Origin of the sequence: Segetibacter sp. 3557_3 (assembly GCF_004354985.1) — a bacterium.
Lineage (GTDB): Bacteria > Bacteroidota > Bacteroidia > Chitinophagales > Chitinophagaceae > Segetibacter.
In genome coordinates, this window is sequence record NZ_SMSK01000005.1 from 158,786 (window position 1) to 176,244 (window position 17,459).

Consider the following 17,459-nt stretch of genomic DNA (forward strand, 5'->3'; position numbering starts at 1 on the left):
GTTCAACTGCTTAGCGTGTCATTCTCTTGTACGTTCCGTGATTCATTTGCAGCCTTTACGGCTGAACTTTAAATTAATAGAATTAGGTTCAAAAATGCTGCGACCTTTATACTCCGAGTACAGTGCGATTCGAAAACAGCAACACCGCTTTTGCATTTTTAATTTTTAATTTTTAATTTTTAATTTTCTCAATCTCTACTGCATAAGCCTCATTTTTTCCTTCGAAATTGGCGCGGAAAATAACCCATTTCTCGTCCGGCGAAAAGTGCACATTGGGTTCGAACTTATATCCATGATGCTTCATGTTTACCAATTTTTCACTTACCAGTTTATCACCTGTTGGTTTAAACAGGTAGATCCACATTCCATCTTTTGCTTTTGCTACCTGTGTTTCGTTTCCACCATCGCCACAAAACATTTTTTCATCTCTTGTAACGTTGAAATGGATCGACCATTCGTCGCGGGTCATCCGGTATCTTTTTTCGACACCAGTTGCTATATTGGTGCCCGCGAGATAAAAAGTCTCTCCTTTTGGCATTTGCAAATCGAACCAGATGGTTTTGCCGTCTGCACCAAAAAACTCATGGCCGGCAATCTCCATATCCATGCTGCGTTTATGCATCAGTTTTACCTGCTTACTAACTACATCGATCGTCCATATGCGATCAACTTTATGCCAGGGCCCTTCATGGCAAAACATCAGCATGCGACTGTTTGTCGGCGAAAACTGCACATGACCTAACCAGGTATTTTCGGTATGGATCTTTGTTAATTCTTTAGTCCGGATGTTAATGCTGAAAAGATCGTTTGGCAGGTGCGCGTCGAAGATGCGGTTAAAGAAATCACTTTTTTCAGGATATTTTTTCAATATTTCTTTTTGCTCGTCGCTTGCTTTAGCACCGGCGAACCGGGTTTCATCTGCATTTATGGTGGTGATATTTCCCTGGTAGTCTGCAGGAAAAACATACAACAACCTGGTTTGCCTGGTATTTATGTTGGTGGAGAAAACACTGTCTTTTACCTGGTAATAAACGTTGCCGGTTTTCTGACCAATGATCTCACCAATCATCGGTGATGTGTGGTTGGTTAAGCGATCAATGGCAAAGGTCTTCAGGTCAACACTATACAATTGTTTTCCCAATGCATCGGTGCTGTAAAACACCATCTTGTTGCCATAAAAGGGTTTATTGTGAAAATAAAAGCTTGCATTTTGTCCATCTTTTCTCGACAGCCGGACAATGCGGTGCCCGGTATCTTTATCGATCCATTCGTCGGGCATATCTTTTCCGCCGGTTTCCATAAGGGGCTGGGCGAAGCTGACAAAGATGTTCAATAAACCAATCGTGGTAAGCAAAAGAATTTTCAGGCAGGCATTCATAAACCAGGGATTAAAATTGTGGACTGAAGGTAGGGGTTATGAGCTTTTTGTACGCGGGCTGCCTTGTTTTGTTGCGGTAAGTGTAAAGCTGCCAGGCTGAATTTCTGAAAAACCAGGCCTATAAAACAGGGTGCTGCTGCCCCGTATTCCCCGGCAATCCCGGGGTAGTTCGCCGAACATTTATGGAGTAAAGCTGAACATCTACGGAGTAAAATTTAAGCTCGATGTATCGAAAACATAAGGGAACAGCCAACCGGATTAACGCGCAATGAAGGTTCTGGATGCGGTTCCCGTTCAGTTCAGGCAGCTTGCAATTCGCATAGTTAAGCCAATATCCGTTTAGAGCGTGCAAACATAAACGGCACTTGATCCCGGAGGAACTGTGCCTTGTTACGGACGTGACAAGTTATGTTTATAGTTGCTCGATGTATGTCCGGGAAAGTAGGCCGCCCAATATCTCGTTAAGTAAGAAGTTCTCATCGTTATTGGGTCCATTTGTCTTTACAGTACCATCCATATTCAAATCCTCGGGGGCATAGGCGTTAATTATCAAAGACGATAGTAATCCTTTGAGCTTGATGTTACTTATCTGGTTCTGGTCGTTTTCGGGGCCATTCGCTTTTACGTTACCGTTTGCATTTGCATTGCCACTGCGCATCAGCCATACATCGCCCACCTGGACCATCGACGTATAACTCTGGTTTTGGTAGGCTTTGCCGGCAGCAGTGGTGAAGTCGTAATTCGCCGAACCCGCATAAAAGTCAAGTGCAAGGGTCGACCTTATGCCCAAATGATTGCGATGCCGGATCGTGACAAAGTATGTACTCTTCTGCACCCCGGGAAAGGAAATTCCTGTAGTTACCCCATCGCTATCAACGAGTGTCCCATCACGCTTTACAAATGCAGCTCTCCTTGCCACAACAATTGCAGGGGCGTAAGCAGCACGAAGTTCAACAAGAACCCAATCCACAATATCAGGATGCTGTAGAAAGAATGTAGCCGGTACGCTTTCCGCACCCTGGTAGTTGTAACCAACAGCATAGGGTTGGGTTGCAGCCCTAGCCTGGAGAATACCCATACTGTTAAGCGTTGACACCATGGTACCCGCCGAAGCGCGGTAAGCGCCCTGCAGCAATACCTTTCCGGAAAAACGCAGCGGTTGGTCAACAATGAACATATAAAGGCTCAGGGCATGCCCGCCGGACCAGTCACCGGCATATAGGCGCACGTCGTAATTACCGTTTGCAAGGGGTGTTCCCGAAATAACCCCGGTACTGGTATTGGCGGAAAAATTTTCCGGCAGTAAGGCAAAGCTGTAGCTAACAGCAGGTCGGGTAGTTTTAACCTGGTAACTAAGCGGTTCTCCTACCCTTCCTTCAATCCCGAACGGACCAAGCAACTGGGGCGAGTATGGAGCACTCGCAAAGGTTGGTAGCACCGTTAACTCCAGCATGGCCGAACCCTGGCCGTGGCTGTTGGTAGCTGTAACAGGAACGCTGAATGTTCCCGGCATCAGCGGCTTACCAGTAATCATTCCGGTACCGGGGTTGATGCTGAGGCCGGCGGGTAGCGAGGCACTAAATGCCACAGGTGAACCACTTGCCTCAATCATAAACCTGAATGCGTGATCGAATCGTCCTGACACCGTTAAACTGCTGGTAATAACCGGCGGAGCCGATGATGTGGGCACGGCGGAAACACGAACCAAATATTTACCGATGCTGCCGTACCGGCTATAACCACCCGCATTTGGGTTGCCCTTGCCATTCCCTGAAACCCGTAAGTAGTACATGCCTGCAGGAACCACAGCCCTGATTACGGCGCCAAGGGTGTCAGGCGGGTCAGCAAACGTTACGGGCTCGCCGTCTGCATTTAAAAGCACGAGGTAAACATCAAGGTTAGCGCCCTGGTTATCGGAACCCGCACCTTCCGGTTCAACGTTGAGGTAAATTGTTCCGGCTGCAGTGGTAAAGCTGAATAAGTCAACGTCGCTACTGGTTCCGATTATACCGGTACTCCGGAATACCCCATTTTCATTACTTAGCTGCGATGCTGAAACCCGGGTATCACCAAGATCATCGGCGGCATACCCCAGATAAAATGCAATTTGCTCGAGGTCGTCCTGGCGATTGGTAGCGTTGCCGTATTCGCCCCTGGACCATTGGGATAGTTTTTCGCGATAGGCAATGCCCATGATTGGCGCCCATCCGGTGGCGCCATACGAATACTCCCAATAGTTTCCGTTGTTGATTTCGCCATCGTGGCCGAGGCCAAGCGTATGACCAGCTTCATGAGAACCAACATCTGCCACCTCCCGGTCGTTTTGTTCCCACATGTATTCCGTGAATACAAAGCAAGGCGTTTCAGTGGACTGTCCGAATGTATTGAACATGGCAATACCTGATGCACCGGGGTACCACGACGGGGTTGAGGTAAAGATCACACGCTGCCCGAAAGTCTGGTCGCTTCCGTTAGACCGGATCAAGCCATCGGCTCCGGGATCTTCAGTGGTAACATCAACATCAAAACCAATAAAATCCTCCGCAACACGCTGCCAGACATGCTGAATTCTTTCCAGCTCGGCCGGGCTAAAGGTAGAGGAGTCCCCATCGAAGTCAAAAGCGTCGGAGTTATTCGCCTCCTGGGGCCACCTGTACTGGACCGCCGTATGCCCATCAAAATCGAGATACAGCTTCTTTGTAGAACCTGGACGACTATGCAACGCAAAAGTTTTTGCCAAAGGTTCAACCGTTTTGGTAACCCCTGTAGCTGAACGGACCGACTGTTGTTTGTTCAGGTGACCGGCACCCCCGAAGCCACACACATAGCGTAAATGGTCATCGTGCCCAACCCACAGATCCTGGTCGTGCGAAAACATGGTTTTTAGTTTGCTGGCATCGATCCGGTGTCTATTTGCAACCTCCGGTAGTCTTGTTCCCAGGTATGCTATGGCATCGGTTCCGCGTTTTAAATGTGCCTCACCCGGAACCCTTACCCGGGAATGGGTTCTTGTCGTATCGTTTTGCGCAATAGAAATGGCAGGAACCACGAAGAGTAAACCTGCTAGTGCAAGGAGGCAGCCGCTGTAGAAAAATTTCATATGTCAGGTGTAGAAGATTGTAAGAGCCTGCATCTAAAAGCAATAGTGGCACCGCTGTTCGCGATACACCCTTCCGTTTTTCTTGCAGCAGCATAAGGTAATCTTTTCGGTGCTAATTTCAAAGTCAAAGATTTTTGCGTGTAAAACGTGGGCGGCTTTTAGATTATGTTGAATGTTGAATGTTGTATTAGGAGGTAAGTGAATTGGAGATTATTTTGAATGTTGTATGTTGAATGTTGTATGTTGTATTACGAGGTAAGTGAATTGGAGATGAGTGATGAGACGTGAGTGGGTTATTTTGAATGTTGTATGTTGGTTGTTGATTAGGACTTGGTTAAATTAGCGATGAGACGTGAGTGGGTTATTTTGAATGTTGTATGTTGAATGTTGTATTAAGTGGTAAGTGACTTAGAGATGAGTTATGAGAGATGAGTGATGAGACGTGGTGGGTTATTTTGAATGTTGTATGTTGAATGTTGTATTAGGACTTGGTTAATTAGAGATGAGACGTGAGTGGGTTATTTTGAATGTTGTATGTTGAATGTTGTATTAGGACTTGGTTAATTAGAGATGAGACGTGCGTGGTTGTTTTGAATGTTGTATGTTGAATGTTGTATGTTGTATTACGAGGTAAGTCAATTGGAGATGAGTGATCAGAGATGAGTGATGAGACGTGAGTGGTTATTTCGAATTTTGTATGTTGAATATTGTATTATGGGTTGAGTTAATTAGAGATGAGACGTGAGTGGGTTATTTTGAATGTTGAATGTTGTATTAGGACTTGGTTAATTAGAGATGAGACGTGCGGGGTTGTTTTGAATGTTGTATCGTCAATGTTGTATTATGGGTTGAGTTAATTAGAGATTAGTCGTGCATGATTATTTTGAATGTTGTGTGTTAGATGTTGTATTGGTAATTTATGCGTAAAAAGAGATTTGTCTTTCCCAACTATGTTAAATGTTGACTTACAAATTAGACTTAAATAGAGATCGGCTATAAGACACCGGGAAATATTGCAGGCAAAATGATGACCGTTGCCTCAAATGATTTATTTTGGTTACGAGCTGGAAATCTTTGTTCAACATCGTTGCCCTCCCGGATGAACCCGGTTCTGACGCCCGCCCGGATGTACCGAGTCGGACGAGGGTGTCACTCCCTTGTACAAATTGTAATCCTATTTAGCGAAATTGGGAGTCATAATGTTAAATAGTGTATCAATGCCGTTTACTTAAGCAAATTTTTATGGACCCGGCCACAGGAATTCTATAGGACATCGTTGCGTCGCACTCTTGTACCATTGGAAGTAGCTGGGCAAACAAATTACATAATCGGCTTAACTAAACGACATTGAATAGTGCATGTTGAATTGGAACTTAAGCTACAAGAGAAGAGACGTTTGGAATTATGTTGCATGTTATATGTTGAATGTTGTATTAGAACTTGTGCTTAGTAAGAGATGAGCCGTTTGGGAATATGTTGAATTTCGTCTGTTATATATTGAATGTTCAATTGGGTTAATTTGGGATGAGACGTGTGAAATTATTTTGAATGTTATATTTTGAATGTTGAATTAAAATCCTCGTGGTAAAGATGAGGTATTAAACTTCCGATAATGTTTGATTTCAATTGTAAAATGCAGATATCAGATAGTCATAAATATAAAAGTAATAAGCCCTAAAAGTTTGCAATTCATCGTTGGGTTAGCAATACACCATTTTGAATTTTTAATTTTTAATTTTTCTTCTCAGGTTATTTTAAATATAAACGGTGATGCGGTCATGTATTTACCACCCTGTGATGTGGTAAATAAATAGGCGGGTTTGCCGTCCATAAATAATAGTTGTGGTCGTTCGAAGCGGCCATATTTTTTGAGGTTTGCAGGAGCCGGAGGTTGCACAATGTATTTTGCTGCACCGTAATAGGCGATTTTAGGTTCGCGCCATTTTAACCCATCTTTCGACTCCATCAATAACCCAACTTCATGGTTGTAGATGCCCATATCACGTGCAATCATTTTGAACATTCCACCCTCACGCCAAACAAAGGCATCTTCAAACTGGCGGTTATGGCCCCTGCCCGAGAAGTCGATCACCGGGTTACCTCCGTACTTCACATAGGGCCCTTCCAGCTTCTCTGCAATGGCAAGCCCGTACTTGCGGTTACCACGAATTGCCGGATCGGTTGAGGTGTCGTATTCTTTTGTGTTCCACGATTTGTAATACAGCCAGTATCGCCCATCGGGATGTTTGATGAATGCGGGGTTCGTGGTGCAATGATCGTCCCACGCTCCCGCTTCACCCGCCGGCAGCAGTGGCTGATCAGGTCGTTTCCATGGACCATACAATGAGTTTGATGTAGCCAGCCCGATGAGTTTGGTATTGGTTTTACCATTGCTGTTGCCCATATAAAAAAGGCAATACTTGCCATCAACTCGTTTGATCAGGGGATTGTGACAAGTAGTTGCATCAAAGTAGCCTGGTCTTGGCGCAAATACAACATCTACAAACCGGAACGGCTGTTCGGGATGGTCGGCAACGGCATGCGCAATTTCACTGCTGTTGATCCAGCCGCCCATTCCCTTTTTGGCGTTCCACCTCGAAAAGAAAACATGAATTTTGCCGTCCTCACCCACAATCGGGCTCACACACCATACATAATAGCCTTCCATCTCTAAGGCGCGGCCAACCGGAGTTATTCGCCGGGCAAAAGAAGACTCGCTGTTGTCGAAATTATAGAAAGCACCCGCCACCGAGGGCAAACCAGCGGCAGCTGACAACAGGCTAAAATCCGTTAAAAATTTTCTTCTATCCATAACAAGGCTTTATTTGGTGAGCTGGCAGATGACCGTGCTGCTATCGCAGCAAAAGTTAATCAAAGCCGGGCAATCCACCAGAACACGCCTGGGATTACCTACAATTAATATCAGGGCGGATCAACTCTCCGGCTTACCCCATGATTCTTAGCATAGCGGGAAGCTTGCTGTAGTACAAACGGTTTTTGTTGTCGCAAATACAAACCCATAACAGCCCGGCTTGCCAAATCGCTGCTAACGAAGCCCATATAGTTAACGCGTTCTGAGCACCTGGCTTTTTATGTTAGCTAGAATCGCTGATGCCATGAAAAGTTACCGATGAACCGAGCGTGGCAACGATTTCGCCCAAGGAGTCTATGACGGTCCCATAATCATCCTGTTGCGTGCACAAACCTTTTTATAGCAACAGTTAAATCAATTCCGGATCGTAGTACACGTAATACCGGTGTTCAGGCTATTGTATCAATCAGGTAATAAATGCGCAGAACCGGTTAATTACGGATAAACTATCCGGTTGCAATAGGCTTAATTTGGACAATTAATCTTATTAAAAAAGGTGTGATAATGTTTTCAAGAAAAATTTTGCTGATGGCAATGTTTGCCTGCGGCTCGGGTACTGTGCTTGCACAGCCGGCGACAAATGTGAGCCAGGCTTCCGTAAAGTCGAAGGTCACGAACACCCTGCCTGCCTACCAGCCTTCCCGCTCCGAAGTGCTGACAAGGTACAAGAAAGCAGGTGTGATGGACAGTATTGCCCGGGACAAGGTTTATAAAACCAATGTGCTTGCTAACTGGCAACCTGATGGTGAAAGTTTTTGGTATCGAAATACATTAAAAGATACGGTACTGGAATATATCTATGTGAACGCGGCCACCGGGCAACGGCAGCCGGCGTTCGACCATGATAAACTCGGGCAGGGGCTGTCGAAAGCTGCGGGAAGGAAGTATGATCCCAAACGCTTACGCATATCCAACATGTTTTTTGAGCAGGATGGTAAGCAGGTAAACCTGCAGCTCGATGGCAAATGGTGGAAGGCCGATCTGAACAACTATACCATTTCGGAGGGCAAAGCACCGGAAGGTTTTTCGGAGAATATGGAGTTCAGGCGTGCAGGGGCAGCACGGGGCAGCTTTACGCTTGCCAACCAGCTTGGTCCGGTAAGAAGGCGGGCGCGGGCATTTCGTTCGGACAGCAGTTCGCCCGACAAACTATGGGTAACCTTCATCAGGGATGGTAACGTATACCTGCGTGCTGCCGGAACAAGCGACTCCACCCAGTTGACCACCAACGGTACCCGTGAAAAGCCGTATGGAAACCTAAGTTGGTCGCCCGATGGCAAATACCTGGTTGGATACCACATTAACCCCGTGGTAGAAAAACAGGTCGCCTATATTCTCACCTCCGCTTCGGGAACACGCGGCGAGGTTCGCTCACGCGGGTATGCGCAACCGGGAGATGAAAATACAAGTTACGAAATGTTTGTTTTTAATGTTGCGGGTAAAAAACAAACCCGGGTTGAAACTGAAGTGATCAATTTTTCAGGCGCGCCCTATATCAACTGGCGCGCAGGCGATAGCCGTTACTTTACTTTTGAGAAGGCTGACCGGGGACACCAGCGTTTTCGCATTATAGAAGTAAATGCCGAGACGGCTAAAACGCGCGAACTGGTAGATGAAAAAACAAAAACCTTTATTTACGAACAAAAGATACTCACCCACTATATGCCCGACACCCACGAGATATTGTGGGTTACGGAAAAAGATGGCTGGAGACACATTTACCTGCTGGATGAATTAACGGGTAAAGAAAAGGCCCAGGTAACAAAGGGTAATTGGGTGGTTCGTGAAGTGGACAGTGTTGACCAAAAGAAACGCGAAATATGGTTCCAGGCAAGTGGAATGAACCCTGACGAGGATCCGTATTTCATTCACCATTACAGGATAAGCTTCGACGGCAAGGGGCTTGTAAAGTTGAACGAGGAAGCCGGTAATCACCGGGTAAGCTATTCTCCTGATCGCAAGTACTTCATCGACAACTATTCGCAGGTTAACGTACCTAACGTTATCGAACTCAGGCGCACAGCAGACGGCAAAAAGATCGCTGAACTCGAGCGCGCCGACATCAGTGCTTACCTCGCAACAGGCTTAAAGCTACCAGAACCATTCAAGGCCAAGGGTCGCGACGGCAACACAGATATCTGGGGTGTTATATTCAGGCCCAGCGACTTTGATCCAAAGAAAAGCTACCCTATCATTGAACAGATTTATGCAGGTCCGCAAGACTCTTTTGTACCCAAAACTTTTACGGCATATGGCGAAACGCAAAGCCTGGCCGAGCTTGGCTTTATCGTAGTACAGATCGATGGTATGGGCACGTACAACCGGTCAAAAGCTTTCCACGATGTATGCTGGCAGAACCTGGCAGATGCCGGTTTTCCCGATCGTATTCTTTGGATGAAAGCGCTTAACCAAAAATATCCGTATGCCGACATCTCCAGGGTAGGTGTTTATGGCACCTCGGCCGGGGGCCAGAACTCAGCCGGGGCGGTATTGTTTCACCCGGAGTTTTACGATGCTGCGGTTTCAGCATGTGGTTGCCACGATAACAGGGTCGACAAACAATGGTGGAACGAGCAATGGATGGGCTACCCTGTTGGTAAGCACTACGATGAGCAGTCGAACATTACAAATGCGCATAACCTTCAGGGCAGCCTGATGCTGATTGTGGGTGAGGCAGATGAAAATGTTCCGCCGGAATCCACCTACCGGGTTGTTGATGCATTGATTAAAGCTGGAAAAGATTTTGATCTATTATCGGTGCCGGGCATGGGCCACAGCGATGGCGGACCTTATGGACGCAAGAAAAAACGCGACTTTTTTGTAAAGCACCTTTTGGGCGTAGATCCACCCAATCGGAACATGCGGGAGCTCTAAACATATTGGTATCGATAATGCAACGACAGCCGTTCCTGTAAAAGGGAGCGGCTTTTTTGTGGACGAATGTGCAATATTTTAACCCTTTGAGGACCTTTTTCAGCGCTTTTCTCACTAAAAATGACTGAAAGCCGGTGAAAGTCAATGTTGTCTTAACAAAAATTGTCAACTACTAACCATATATTAACCGGTTTAGCAGTCGATTCATGATTTTTGAGTTAAATTTTTGTAGCTTTCCAAGACTAATCACAAAACCCTCCCGACATGAAAATCTTACCTTTTACCATCCCGGTTTCGCATGATAAGACCATTCTAGTGCAGGAGGAGCAACTCCCCCATTTTTATCCCTATTTACACAGGCACGAGGAAATCCAGTTAACATTAATTCTTAAGGGGGAAGGAACGCTCCTGGTTGGAAACAACATGCATACTTTTGGTCCTAACGAAGCCTACATGATCGGTGCGAATATGCCGCACCTGTTTAAAAGCGACGCCTCTTACTTTGAGCCCGGCAGCAACAAAGAGGTGCATGCACTAACCATTTTCTTTAACACCAAGGGAAAGCTTGCATCGCTTTTCGATCTGCCTGAATTGAAGAATGTTTATTCTTTCTTTTCCAGTCACTACAGCGGTTTTCAAATTCCACAGCATTCTTTTTCCGACATCTCGGGGCGTTTGCTGAGCATTAAATATGCGAATGGCATGGACCAGCTAATGCAGTTTTTTCAATTGCTGAAATCGTTGAGTGCTATCGAGAATACGTTTCCGCTTGCGCCGGATGTTCAGCCTACTACGTTTAGCGACTACGAGGGTAAACGCATCAGCAACATCTACAGCTTCATTATGCAGCACTTTAATCGCGACATCACACTCGAGGAAGTTGCAGCTGCAGCCTACATGACCCCCCAGGCGTTTTGCAGGTATTTTAAAAAACATACACGGGTAACTTTTGTAACCTTCCTGAATGAGGTACGCATTAATGAGGCGTGCAAAAAACTTATCGACGGCAGTTACGACAGCGTATCATCGGTGGCCTACGATTGCGGCTTCAACAGCATTACAAACTTCAACAGGGTGTTTAAATCCACCACGGGTAAGTCACCCCGCGAATACGCTAACGTATTCCTGGGCAACCTTAACTAATATAAATGAAAACGGGTACTCCACATGAAGTACCCGTTTTCATTTATGATTTTCTATTTGGTACCGGCGGAAACACATTGGGCAACATCGTTGCTACGTCCGCCCGGCTAATAGTTGTTCAAATAATTCTAATTAGCCATTCGGACGGGCTCAGTTCAAGAGTTGTGCAGGGTTGATCCTTTTATGCCTGCGGGGCAAATGTTTGTACCCACAACTCTAAAAATTCCTCGACACCAATCGCCCACAGCTATCACCTACTACGCCAATCTCAATACCTTGATACCAATTCGCCATCCGCAAATGCGGCATGCGCTAATGCAATGTAAATTTTACTTATGCTTCACATTTAAGTTAGAAATTTCTACTTGTCCGTCTTTGTTTACCAGGTAAACCTTCATCGATAACTGGTTCACCGCAAAATACTCCTGTACCCGTTCTATTATTGCTTTGTATTTATCAACATTGGGCAGGGCCATGGCAATGTCGGAACTATCGTCCGAATAATACTTTCCAAAATTTACCAGTGAGTTAAACAGCGACTCCGTAAGCCACGCTTTTGCATTGTGAGAAGGATTGTTTTTTTCCATCACTTTCAACAAGCTATCCCTCCCGCTGGTGTCGGTAAGACCACGAATACCGATCACCTCCTTGGTAAAAAATCGTGAGGCGGTGATAATCTTGTCGTTTCTGCCGACTTCACGGCTGTCCTTATGTATCCTGAAACCGTTTTCTTTCAGGTATTGGACAATACTCGTGGCAATAAAGTCTTCAGTATACCAATGCTGATTCTCCTCGGCGTGAGTTTCAGGTTGGCAATGATCGTTTTCCATAGTAAGGTCTTGTACTTGCAGTTTAAAACACTAATCTAACAGTTATATTGTTCAAACAATTTATCATGTTTTCCACACGATGAGGGTAAGTCAACCAAAGCCAACACCGACTATTCGCCTTGTGCCATGCAGGTCACAAGTGTTATACGGAATTTAGGCTCAACTAGTTGTATACCTCAGGAATAACCTGCAATAATAACAACACCAGCAAATAATTGTATAAGCGTACCGCTACAAGTGGATAAAGTGATGGAGGGACGGGAATTATGCACAGGGAAAAACGGAGATGAGCAAACGTGAGATGAGTTGTTGCTACATCGGAGGGGTAAGAGAGGAGCCCCTGAGAAACTCCTATAAGTCAGGGAGATAAAATAAAAAGACCTCCCTGATGGGAGGTCTTTGTTGCGAAGGGAGGGTTCGAACCTCCGACCTTCGGGTTATGAGCCCGACGAGCTACCGCTGCTCTACTTCGCGATTTGGATTGCAAACATAAGGCGGGCATACTTACCCACCAACTTTTATTTCATAAAAGCCTGCAATAGTTTTCTTAACGTTTTTTGATGCTCGCTCCAGCGCTTGCATTCAGCGAGCCAGTGGTTGCATTACCTTCATAACGAACAGATGATCCGCCACTCGCGTCTGCCGTAAAGGCTTTGATTGCCGTAATGTTTACCGTTGAGGCCCCTGAAGCATTTACCCTCACGGTTTCAGCCTTTAGTTCATAACCATGAACCCGGGCAGCTCCACTTGCATCGATAGCCGCGCTTTCTGTTGTTCCCGACAGCCGGATAACTGATGCTCCTGATACATCCAGCTTAAGTGTTTTAAGCTCTACCCTACCCTTTACTTCGCTTGCACCCGAAACACTTACGTTTAGGGCCTGCGCTTTGAACCCTTCCATGATATTGGCCACAGATGCTCCCGATACCTCGAGCTTTTCGAGGCTCGGTAAGGATACATAGGCCTTTAGTTTACGATTGGCCCAGCTGAAGCCGTTCCACACCCCACCTTCAACAGAAATTTTTAGTACCCCGTTGTTTACTTCAGTTTTTATTTTCTCATTGTATTTGGCTTCACCTGCGCTTACGGCTACAGCATGTGTGCTTCCCTGCGAAACATACAGCATAACTGTCCCCGACACTTCTATACTCCTGAAATTACTGACACTTCTCACTTCTGCATTTTCATCGTAAATCACCTGCTGTGCGCCTGCTGAAGTAATTGCCAGTAGCAAAATCCACATCATGTATACACCCTTCATACTTGTAATTTTTAATGAAACGAACGATGTAAAAAAAAGTTACAGCACTTCTTAAAATTCGCCATTACTTTTGTTCAATGGATCGAAGCCTTGGCTTCTCCATTCCCGGGGTGCTCCTGAGTGTCGCAAACACAAAAGGGGCTGAGATCATACCCGTAGAACCTGAACAGGATAATGCCTGCGAAGGGAAGGTGCACTTCTATATAATTTATTACGCCCCCTCCTCTCCGGCATTCGATTGTTCAAAAATCAGTAATCAATAAAGTTCAGATAATGAAGCGATTTTTGACAACCCTTATGGCGTGCTTTGTAGTGCTTTCTGTTTCGTCGCAATACAACATTAAAGGGGTGGTACTTGACAAAGGAAACAACCGCCCGCTTGAAGGTGTAACCCTTACCCTCCAAAGCCGGGGACTTACCGCGCAGACACTTTCAGCAAAAGATGGCTCTTTTAACTTTAAGGGGATAACAAGAAAAGGTACTTATACCATCAGCACGGGTTTCATCGGGATGGAAACCAAAACGCTTGAGGTTGAGGTTATTGAAACTGCCGCTGCCCTTACGCTGGAGCTACAGGCACAGCCTTATTTTCTTGAGCCACTTGAAATCCGTTCGACCCGGGCTTCTGAAAGGGCACCATTTACCAAAACCAACATTGGTAAACGAACCATTGAACAAACAAATCTCGGCCAGGACCTGCCGTTCCTGCTTAATCAAACGCCCTCGGTGGTGGTAAATTCTGATGCGGGCAACGGTTTCGGGTATACGGGGATTCGCATCCGCGGAAGCGACGGCACCCGGGTAAACGTTACCATGAACGGAATACCTTATAATGATGCGGAAAGCCAGGGCAGCTATTTTGTAGACCTGCCGGATATTGCATCATCGCTCAACAGCATACAGATACAAAGAGGGGTCGGAACATCTTCCAATGGGGCAGGTGCATTTGGCGGAACAATTAACCTGAGCACCAATGAATTCAACGAAAAAGCGTATGGTTCTATAAGCAACACCTTTGGCTCGTTCAACACCTGGAAGCATACCTTACGGGCCGGAACCGGATTAATAGATGAACATTTTACCGTTGATGCCCGGCTAAGCAAAATATCTAGTGATGGTTTTATAGACCGCGCCGCCACCGACCTCAGGTCATTGTACTTATCTACTGCTTACTTTAATAAAAAATCGTCGGTTCGATTTAACCTGATTACCGGCACCGAAAAAACTTACCAGGCCTGGAATGGTATACCGGAAAGCATGTTGCATACCAACCGTACCTATAATTCAGCAGGCACCGAAAAACCGGGTGAGCCTTATGAAAACGAAACCGACAACTACCAGCAGGATCACTACCAGTTGTTTTTCAACCACCAGTTCGATGAACGGATTTCATTTAACACTGCGGTGTTCCTTACTAAAGGAAGTGGATATTATGAACAGTTTAAGGCAGGTGCAAAATTTTCAGGTTACGGTCTTACTAACCCGATCGTAGGCGGAACGACTTTAGATCGCACCGACCTGGTAAGACAGTTGTGGCTCGACAACGACTACTATGGCCAGATTGCTGCACTCAGGTATAAGAAAGACAAAAACGAGATTAATATCGGCGGCGGGTGGAACGTTTATGATGGCCGTCATTTTGGTACAGTTATCTGGGCCGGTACCAGTATACCAAAAGACTATGAATGGTATAGACTACCTGCTAGGAAGAGCGATGAGAATATCTATGCCAAGTGGCAGCACAATGTCGACGCCAGGTGGCAGCTTTTTGCGGACCTGCAATACCGCCACGTTAATTACAAAATTGATGGCTTTCGCGACAACCGCGACGCAAGGATAAACCGCAACTTTAATTTTGTAAACCCGAAAGCCGGTGTATCGTATACTTCCGGCGGAATGCAGGCTTACTTCAGCTATGCTGTCGGCAACAAGGAGCCAAATCGTAATGATTACGAAGCAGGTATATCTGAACAACCAAAACACGAGACCTTACACGACTTTGAACTTGGTATAGATAAAAAGACCACAATCTACAGCTGGGGGGCAACTGCCTACTATATGCACTACAAAAATCAACTGATTCTTACTGGCAAGATCAACGACGTAGGGGCATACACAAGAACAAATACACCGGCGAGCTACCGGCTTGGCATTGAGCTCCAGGGTGGGGCCACCTTTGCTCAATGGATTAATGCAACGGGAAATCTTGCCTTCAGCAGGAATAAAATCAGCAACTCCAATGAATTTGTCGACGACTATGATAATGGCGGCCAAAAGCTGATCGTGCATGGAAACAAGGACATCTCCTTTTCACCCTCCGTGGTTGGTGCACTGTCCCTTAACCTCTTGCCGGTAAAAAATCTTGAAATCAACCTGCCGGCCAAATACGTAAGCAGGCAGTATCTTGACAATACCCAGGATATCGCAAGAAGTCTAAACTTTTACTATGTGCAGGATCTTCGGGTGGCATACACCTTGAAAAACAAGCTATCGAAACAGTGGAGTTTAGCAGCCCAGGTTAACAACGTGTTCAACAAGATGTATGAACCAAACGGATATACTTTTAGCTATATCTCCGGGGGCGCTCTCTCAACAGAAAATTATTATTTTCCTATGGCAGGAACGAACTTCCTCCTTGCACTTAATGTTACTTTCTAATAAGATTTTGAAGGAACAAGGGCCCTTAAGCACATGCAGGCAATTAAGGATAACCTTCAGTCCTGAATGGTTCAACCGCCCACGGGTTAACTAACAACAAAGGGTATAAACCAGCAAGTAAGACATATAGCTTTTAAGATAGCAGTATAGCTATTGCAAACTGATGAAAAACCAAACGCCAGGTTAGCCCTTCGCAACCTGGCGTAATTCGTTATAGAAACGGACTTTTGGTAAACCTGCCATTAGTCGTCGATGAGTTTTATGCCGGTTTGCGCAAAAATGATTTTTCGATCTTTATAAAGTTTTCCGGTGGTCATTTTAAAGGTCTTTTTACTCATACCGAAAAACGAATAGATGTCAGCAGGATCAGACTTGTCGTTATAAGGAAGGTAGCCATTGCTCTCGCGTAACAATCGAAGTACCTTATCTGTTTCGCCCTCAACACGCTCATATCCTGGTTTGCCAACAACCACATCTATGGTATTTTCGGGACCAATCTTTTTAATGTAGCCACTAAAGCGGTCCCCAAGCTGGATATCACGATAAATTTCATTGAAGTGAAGCACACCCGTATGCTGGTTGTTGATGATGACGACATAGCCAATTTCCGACTTACGGTAGACCAGCAAGTCTACCTCATCCATCTCCTTAACGGTTAACACCTCGTTGCTCAACAGGGTTTCTATTTTCTCTGTCGCAGCAACCCGGCCGGTTTTTTCGTCTATATATAACTTAACGATGTAGTCACCACCGGTCCGCATTCCCGATAACTGTTTCGACTTGGGAACAAAGATGTCTTTCATAAGCCCCCAGTCGAGGAATGCTCCCTGTTTCGTTACCGAAACCGCCCGAAGCATCGCGATGTCACCCACCCTTGCTTTTGCTTTCTGGGTTGTTGCAATAAGCCGGTCCTCGCCATCATGGTAAACAAATACATTGATCTCGTCGCCAATTTTTGCGCCTGCAGGAGCGAACCTTTTTGGAAGTAGTATCCCTTCGTTGCCATCATCGAGAAAAAGACCGAAATCAACGGTTCGTAAAACCTTCAGGTTATTATAATCACCCACGTTAACCATGTGCATTGTTATTTATGTAAAAGCAAAATCTTTGTTTCAAGGCTGTGGAATTGCCAGCCAACTATGAACCCTAAAATATCCTGCCGGGTAAATGATACCCTCGCCGTTGAAAGTGCTTCACCGTTTTTCGGTAACGGTGATATGGTTTGGGAAAGATGCCGGCTGTACCGCCGTTGAACGCAGCGTCGCCCGTCCGAATGGCGCAGCCGGGCGGGCAAGCAAAGTAGCCAGGCCAACTACTGCCGGTTACAAATAAAGTGTCAGAGC

General features: G+C 45.7%; 9 protein-coding genes, 1 tRNA gene, 1 pseudogene and 1 riboswitch. Of the genes and pseudogenes, 4 read left to right on the top strand and 7 right to left on the bottom strand.

Annotated elements, in window-relative coordinates:
* Positions 1-172: 172 nt before the first annotated feature.
* The 3 genes and pseudogenes from EXU57_RS10290 to EXU57_RS10300 all read right to left on the bottom strand — a co-directional run bounded on the left by EXU57_RS10290 (position 173) and on the right by EXU57_RS10300 (position 7,290).
* Positions 173-1,378 (bottom strand): oligogalacturonate lyase family protein, encoded by a 1,206-nt coding sequence (locus EXU57_RS10290; protein ID WP_243745564.1) that lies wholly within the window; start codon positions 1,376-1,378, stop codon positions 173-175.
* Between the two features lie 1,207 nt (positions 1,379-2,585).
* Positions 2,586-4,478, bottom strand: a pseudogene (locus tag EXU57_RS10295) (putative Ig domain-containing protein); the annotation flags it as partial.
* Positions 4,479-6,222: 1,744 nt separating this feature from the next.
* Complete coding sequence (locus tag EXU57_RS10300; protein WP_133268118.1) at positions 6,223-7,290, bottom strand: glycoside hydrolase family protein; 1,068 nt, start codon at positions 7,288-7,290, stop codon at positions 6,223-6,225.
* 564 nt (positions 7,291-7,854) lie between these two features.
* On the opposite strand from EXU57_RS10300, the gene EXU57_RS10305 reads away from it, so the two are divergent.
* Positions 7,855-10,224, top strand: a complete 2,370-nt coding sequence (locus EXU57_RS10305) for a S9 family peptidase (protein WP_207955456.1) — start codon at positions 7,855-7,857, stop codon at positions 10,222-10,224.
* 264 nt (positions 10,225-10,488) lie between these two features.
* Positions 10,489-11,367: an AraC family transcriptional regulator gene (locus tag EXU57_RS10310; RefSeq protein ID WP_133268119.1), complete on the top strand. Its 879-nt coding sequence runs from the start codon at positions 10,489-10,491 to the stop codon at positions 11,365-11,367.
* Positions 11,368-11,696: 329 nt separating this feature from the next.
* Here the strand turns inward: EXU57_RS10310 and EXU57_RS10315 are convergent, their stop codons facing one another.
* From EXU57_RS10315 to EXU57_RS10325, 3 genes are all read right to left on the bottom strand, one after another.
* Positions 11,697-12,197: a hypothetical protein gene (locus tag EXU57_RS10315; protein ID WP_133268120.1), complete on the bottom strand. Its 501-nt coding sequence runs from the start codon at positions 12,195-12,197 to the stop codon at positions 11,697-11,699.
* Between the two features lie 402 nt (positions 12,198-12,599).
* Positions 12,600-12,671, bottom strand: a tRNA-Met gene (locus EXU57_RS10320).
* Positions 12,672-12,744: 73 nt separating this feature from the next.
* Positions 12,745-13,458 (bottom strand): head GIN domain-containing protein, encoded by a 714-nt coding sequence (locus EXU57_RS10325; RefSeq protein ID WP_133268121.1) that lies wholly within the window; start codon positions 13,456-13,458, stop codon positions 12,745-12,747.
* 96 nt (positions 13,459-13,554) lie between these two features.
* Positions 13,555-13,665: riboswitch (TPP riboswitch) on the top strand.
* A 66-nt stretch (positions 13,666-13,731) separates the two neighbouring features.
* Here EXU57_RS10325 and EXU57_RS10330 point away from each other — a divergent pair.
* Complete coding sequence (locus tag EXU57_RS10330; RefSeq protein ID WP_133268122.1) at positions 13,732-16,116, top strand: TonB-dependent receptor; 2,385 nt, start codon at positions 13,732-13,734, stop codon at positions 16,114-16,116.
* Positions 16,117-16,358: 242 nt separating this feature from the next.
* Here EXU57_RS10330 and EXU57_RS10335 read toward each other — a convergent pair whose 3' ends face one another.
* On the bottom strand, positions 16,359-17,192 hold the full coding sequence (locus EXU57_RS10335) for a S1 RNA-binding domain-containing protein (protein ID WP_133268123.1): 834 nt from the start codon (positions 17,190-17,192) through the stop codon (positions 16,359-16,361).
* A 91-nt stretch (positions 17,193-17,283) separates the two neighbouring features.
* On the opposite strand from EXU57_RS10335, the gene EXU57_RS25075 reads away from it, so the two are divergent.
* Positions 17,284-17,448: a hypothetical protein gene (locus EXU57_RS25075; protein ID WP_165958098.1), complete on the top strand. Its 165-nt coding sequence runs from the start codon at positions 17,284-17,286 to the stop codon at positions 17,446-17,448.
* Positions 17,449-17,459: the final 11 nt, after the last annotated feature.

Coding starts and splice junctions, on each gene's coding strand:
- EXU57_RS10310 (WP_133268119.1), top strand. CDS start 10,489: ATGAAAATCTTACCTTTTACCATCCCGGTTTCGCATGATAAGACCATT.
- EXU57_RS25075 (WP_165958098.1), top strand. CDS start 17,284: ATGATACCCTCGCCGTTGAAAGTGCTTCACCGTTTTTCGGTAACGGTG.
- EXU57_RS10305 (WP_207955456.1), top strand. CDS start 7,855: ATGTTTTCAAGAAAAATTTTGCTGATGGCAATGTTTGCCTGCGGCTCG.
- EXU57_RS10290 (WP_243745564.1), bottom strand. CDS start 1,378: ATGAATGCCTGCCTGAAAATTCTTTTGCTTACCACGATTGGTTTATTG.
- EXU57_RS10335 (WP_133268123.1), bottom strand. CDS start 17,192: ATGGTTAACGTGGGTGATTATAATAACCTGAAGGTTTTACGAACCGTT.
- EXU57_RS10330 (WP_133268122.1), top strand. CDS start 13,732: ATGAAGCGATTTTTGACAACCCTTATGGCGTGCTTTGTAGTGCTTTCT.
- EXU57_RS10325 (WP_133268121.1), bottom strand. CDS start 13,458: ATGAAGGGTGTATACATGATGTGGATTTTGCTACTGGCAATTACTTCA.
- EXU57_RS10300 (WP_133268118.1), bottom strand. CDS start 7,290: ATGGATAGAAGAAAATTTTTAACGGATTTTAGCCTGTTGTCAGCTGCC.
- EXU57_RS10315 (WP_133268120.1), bottom strand. CDS start 12,197: ATGGAAAACGATCATTGCCAACCTGAAACTCACGCCGAGGAGAATCAG.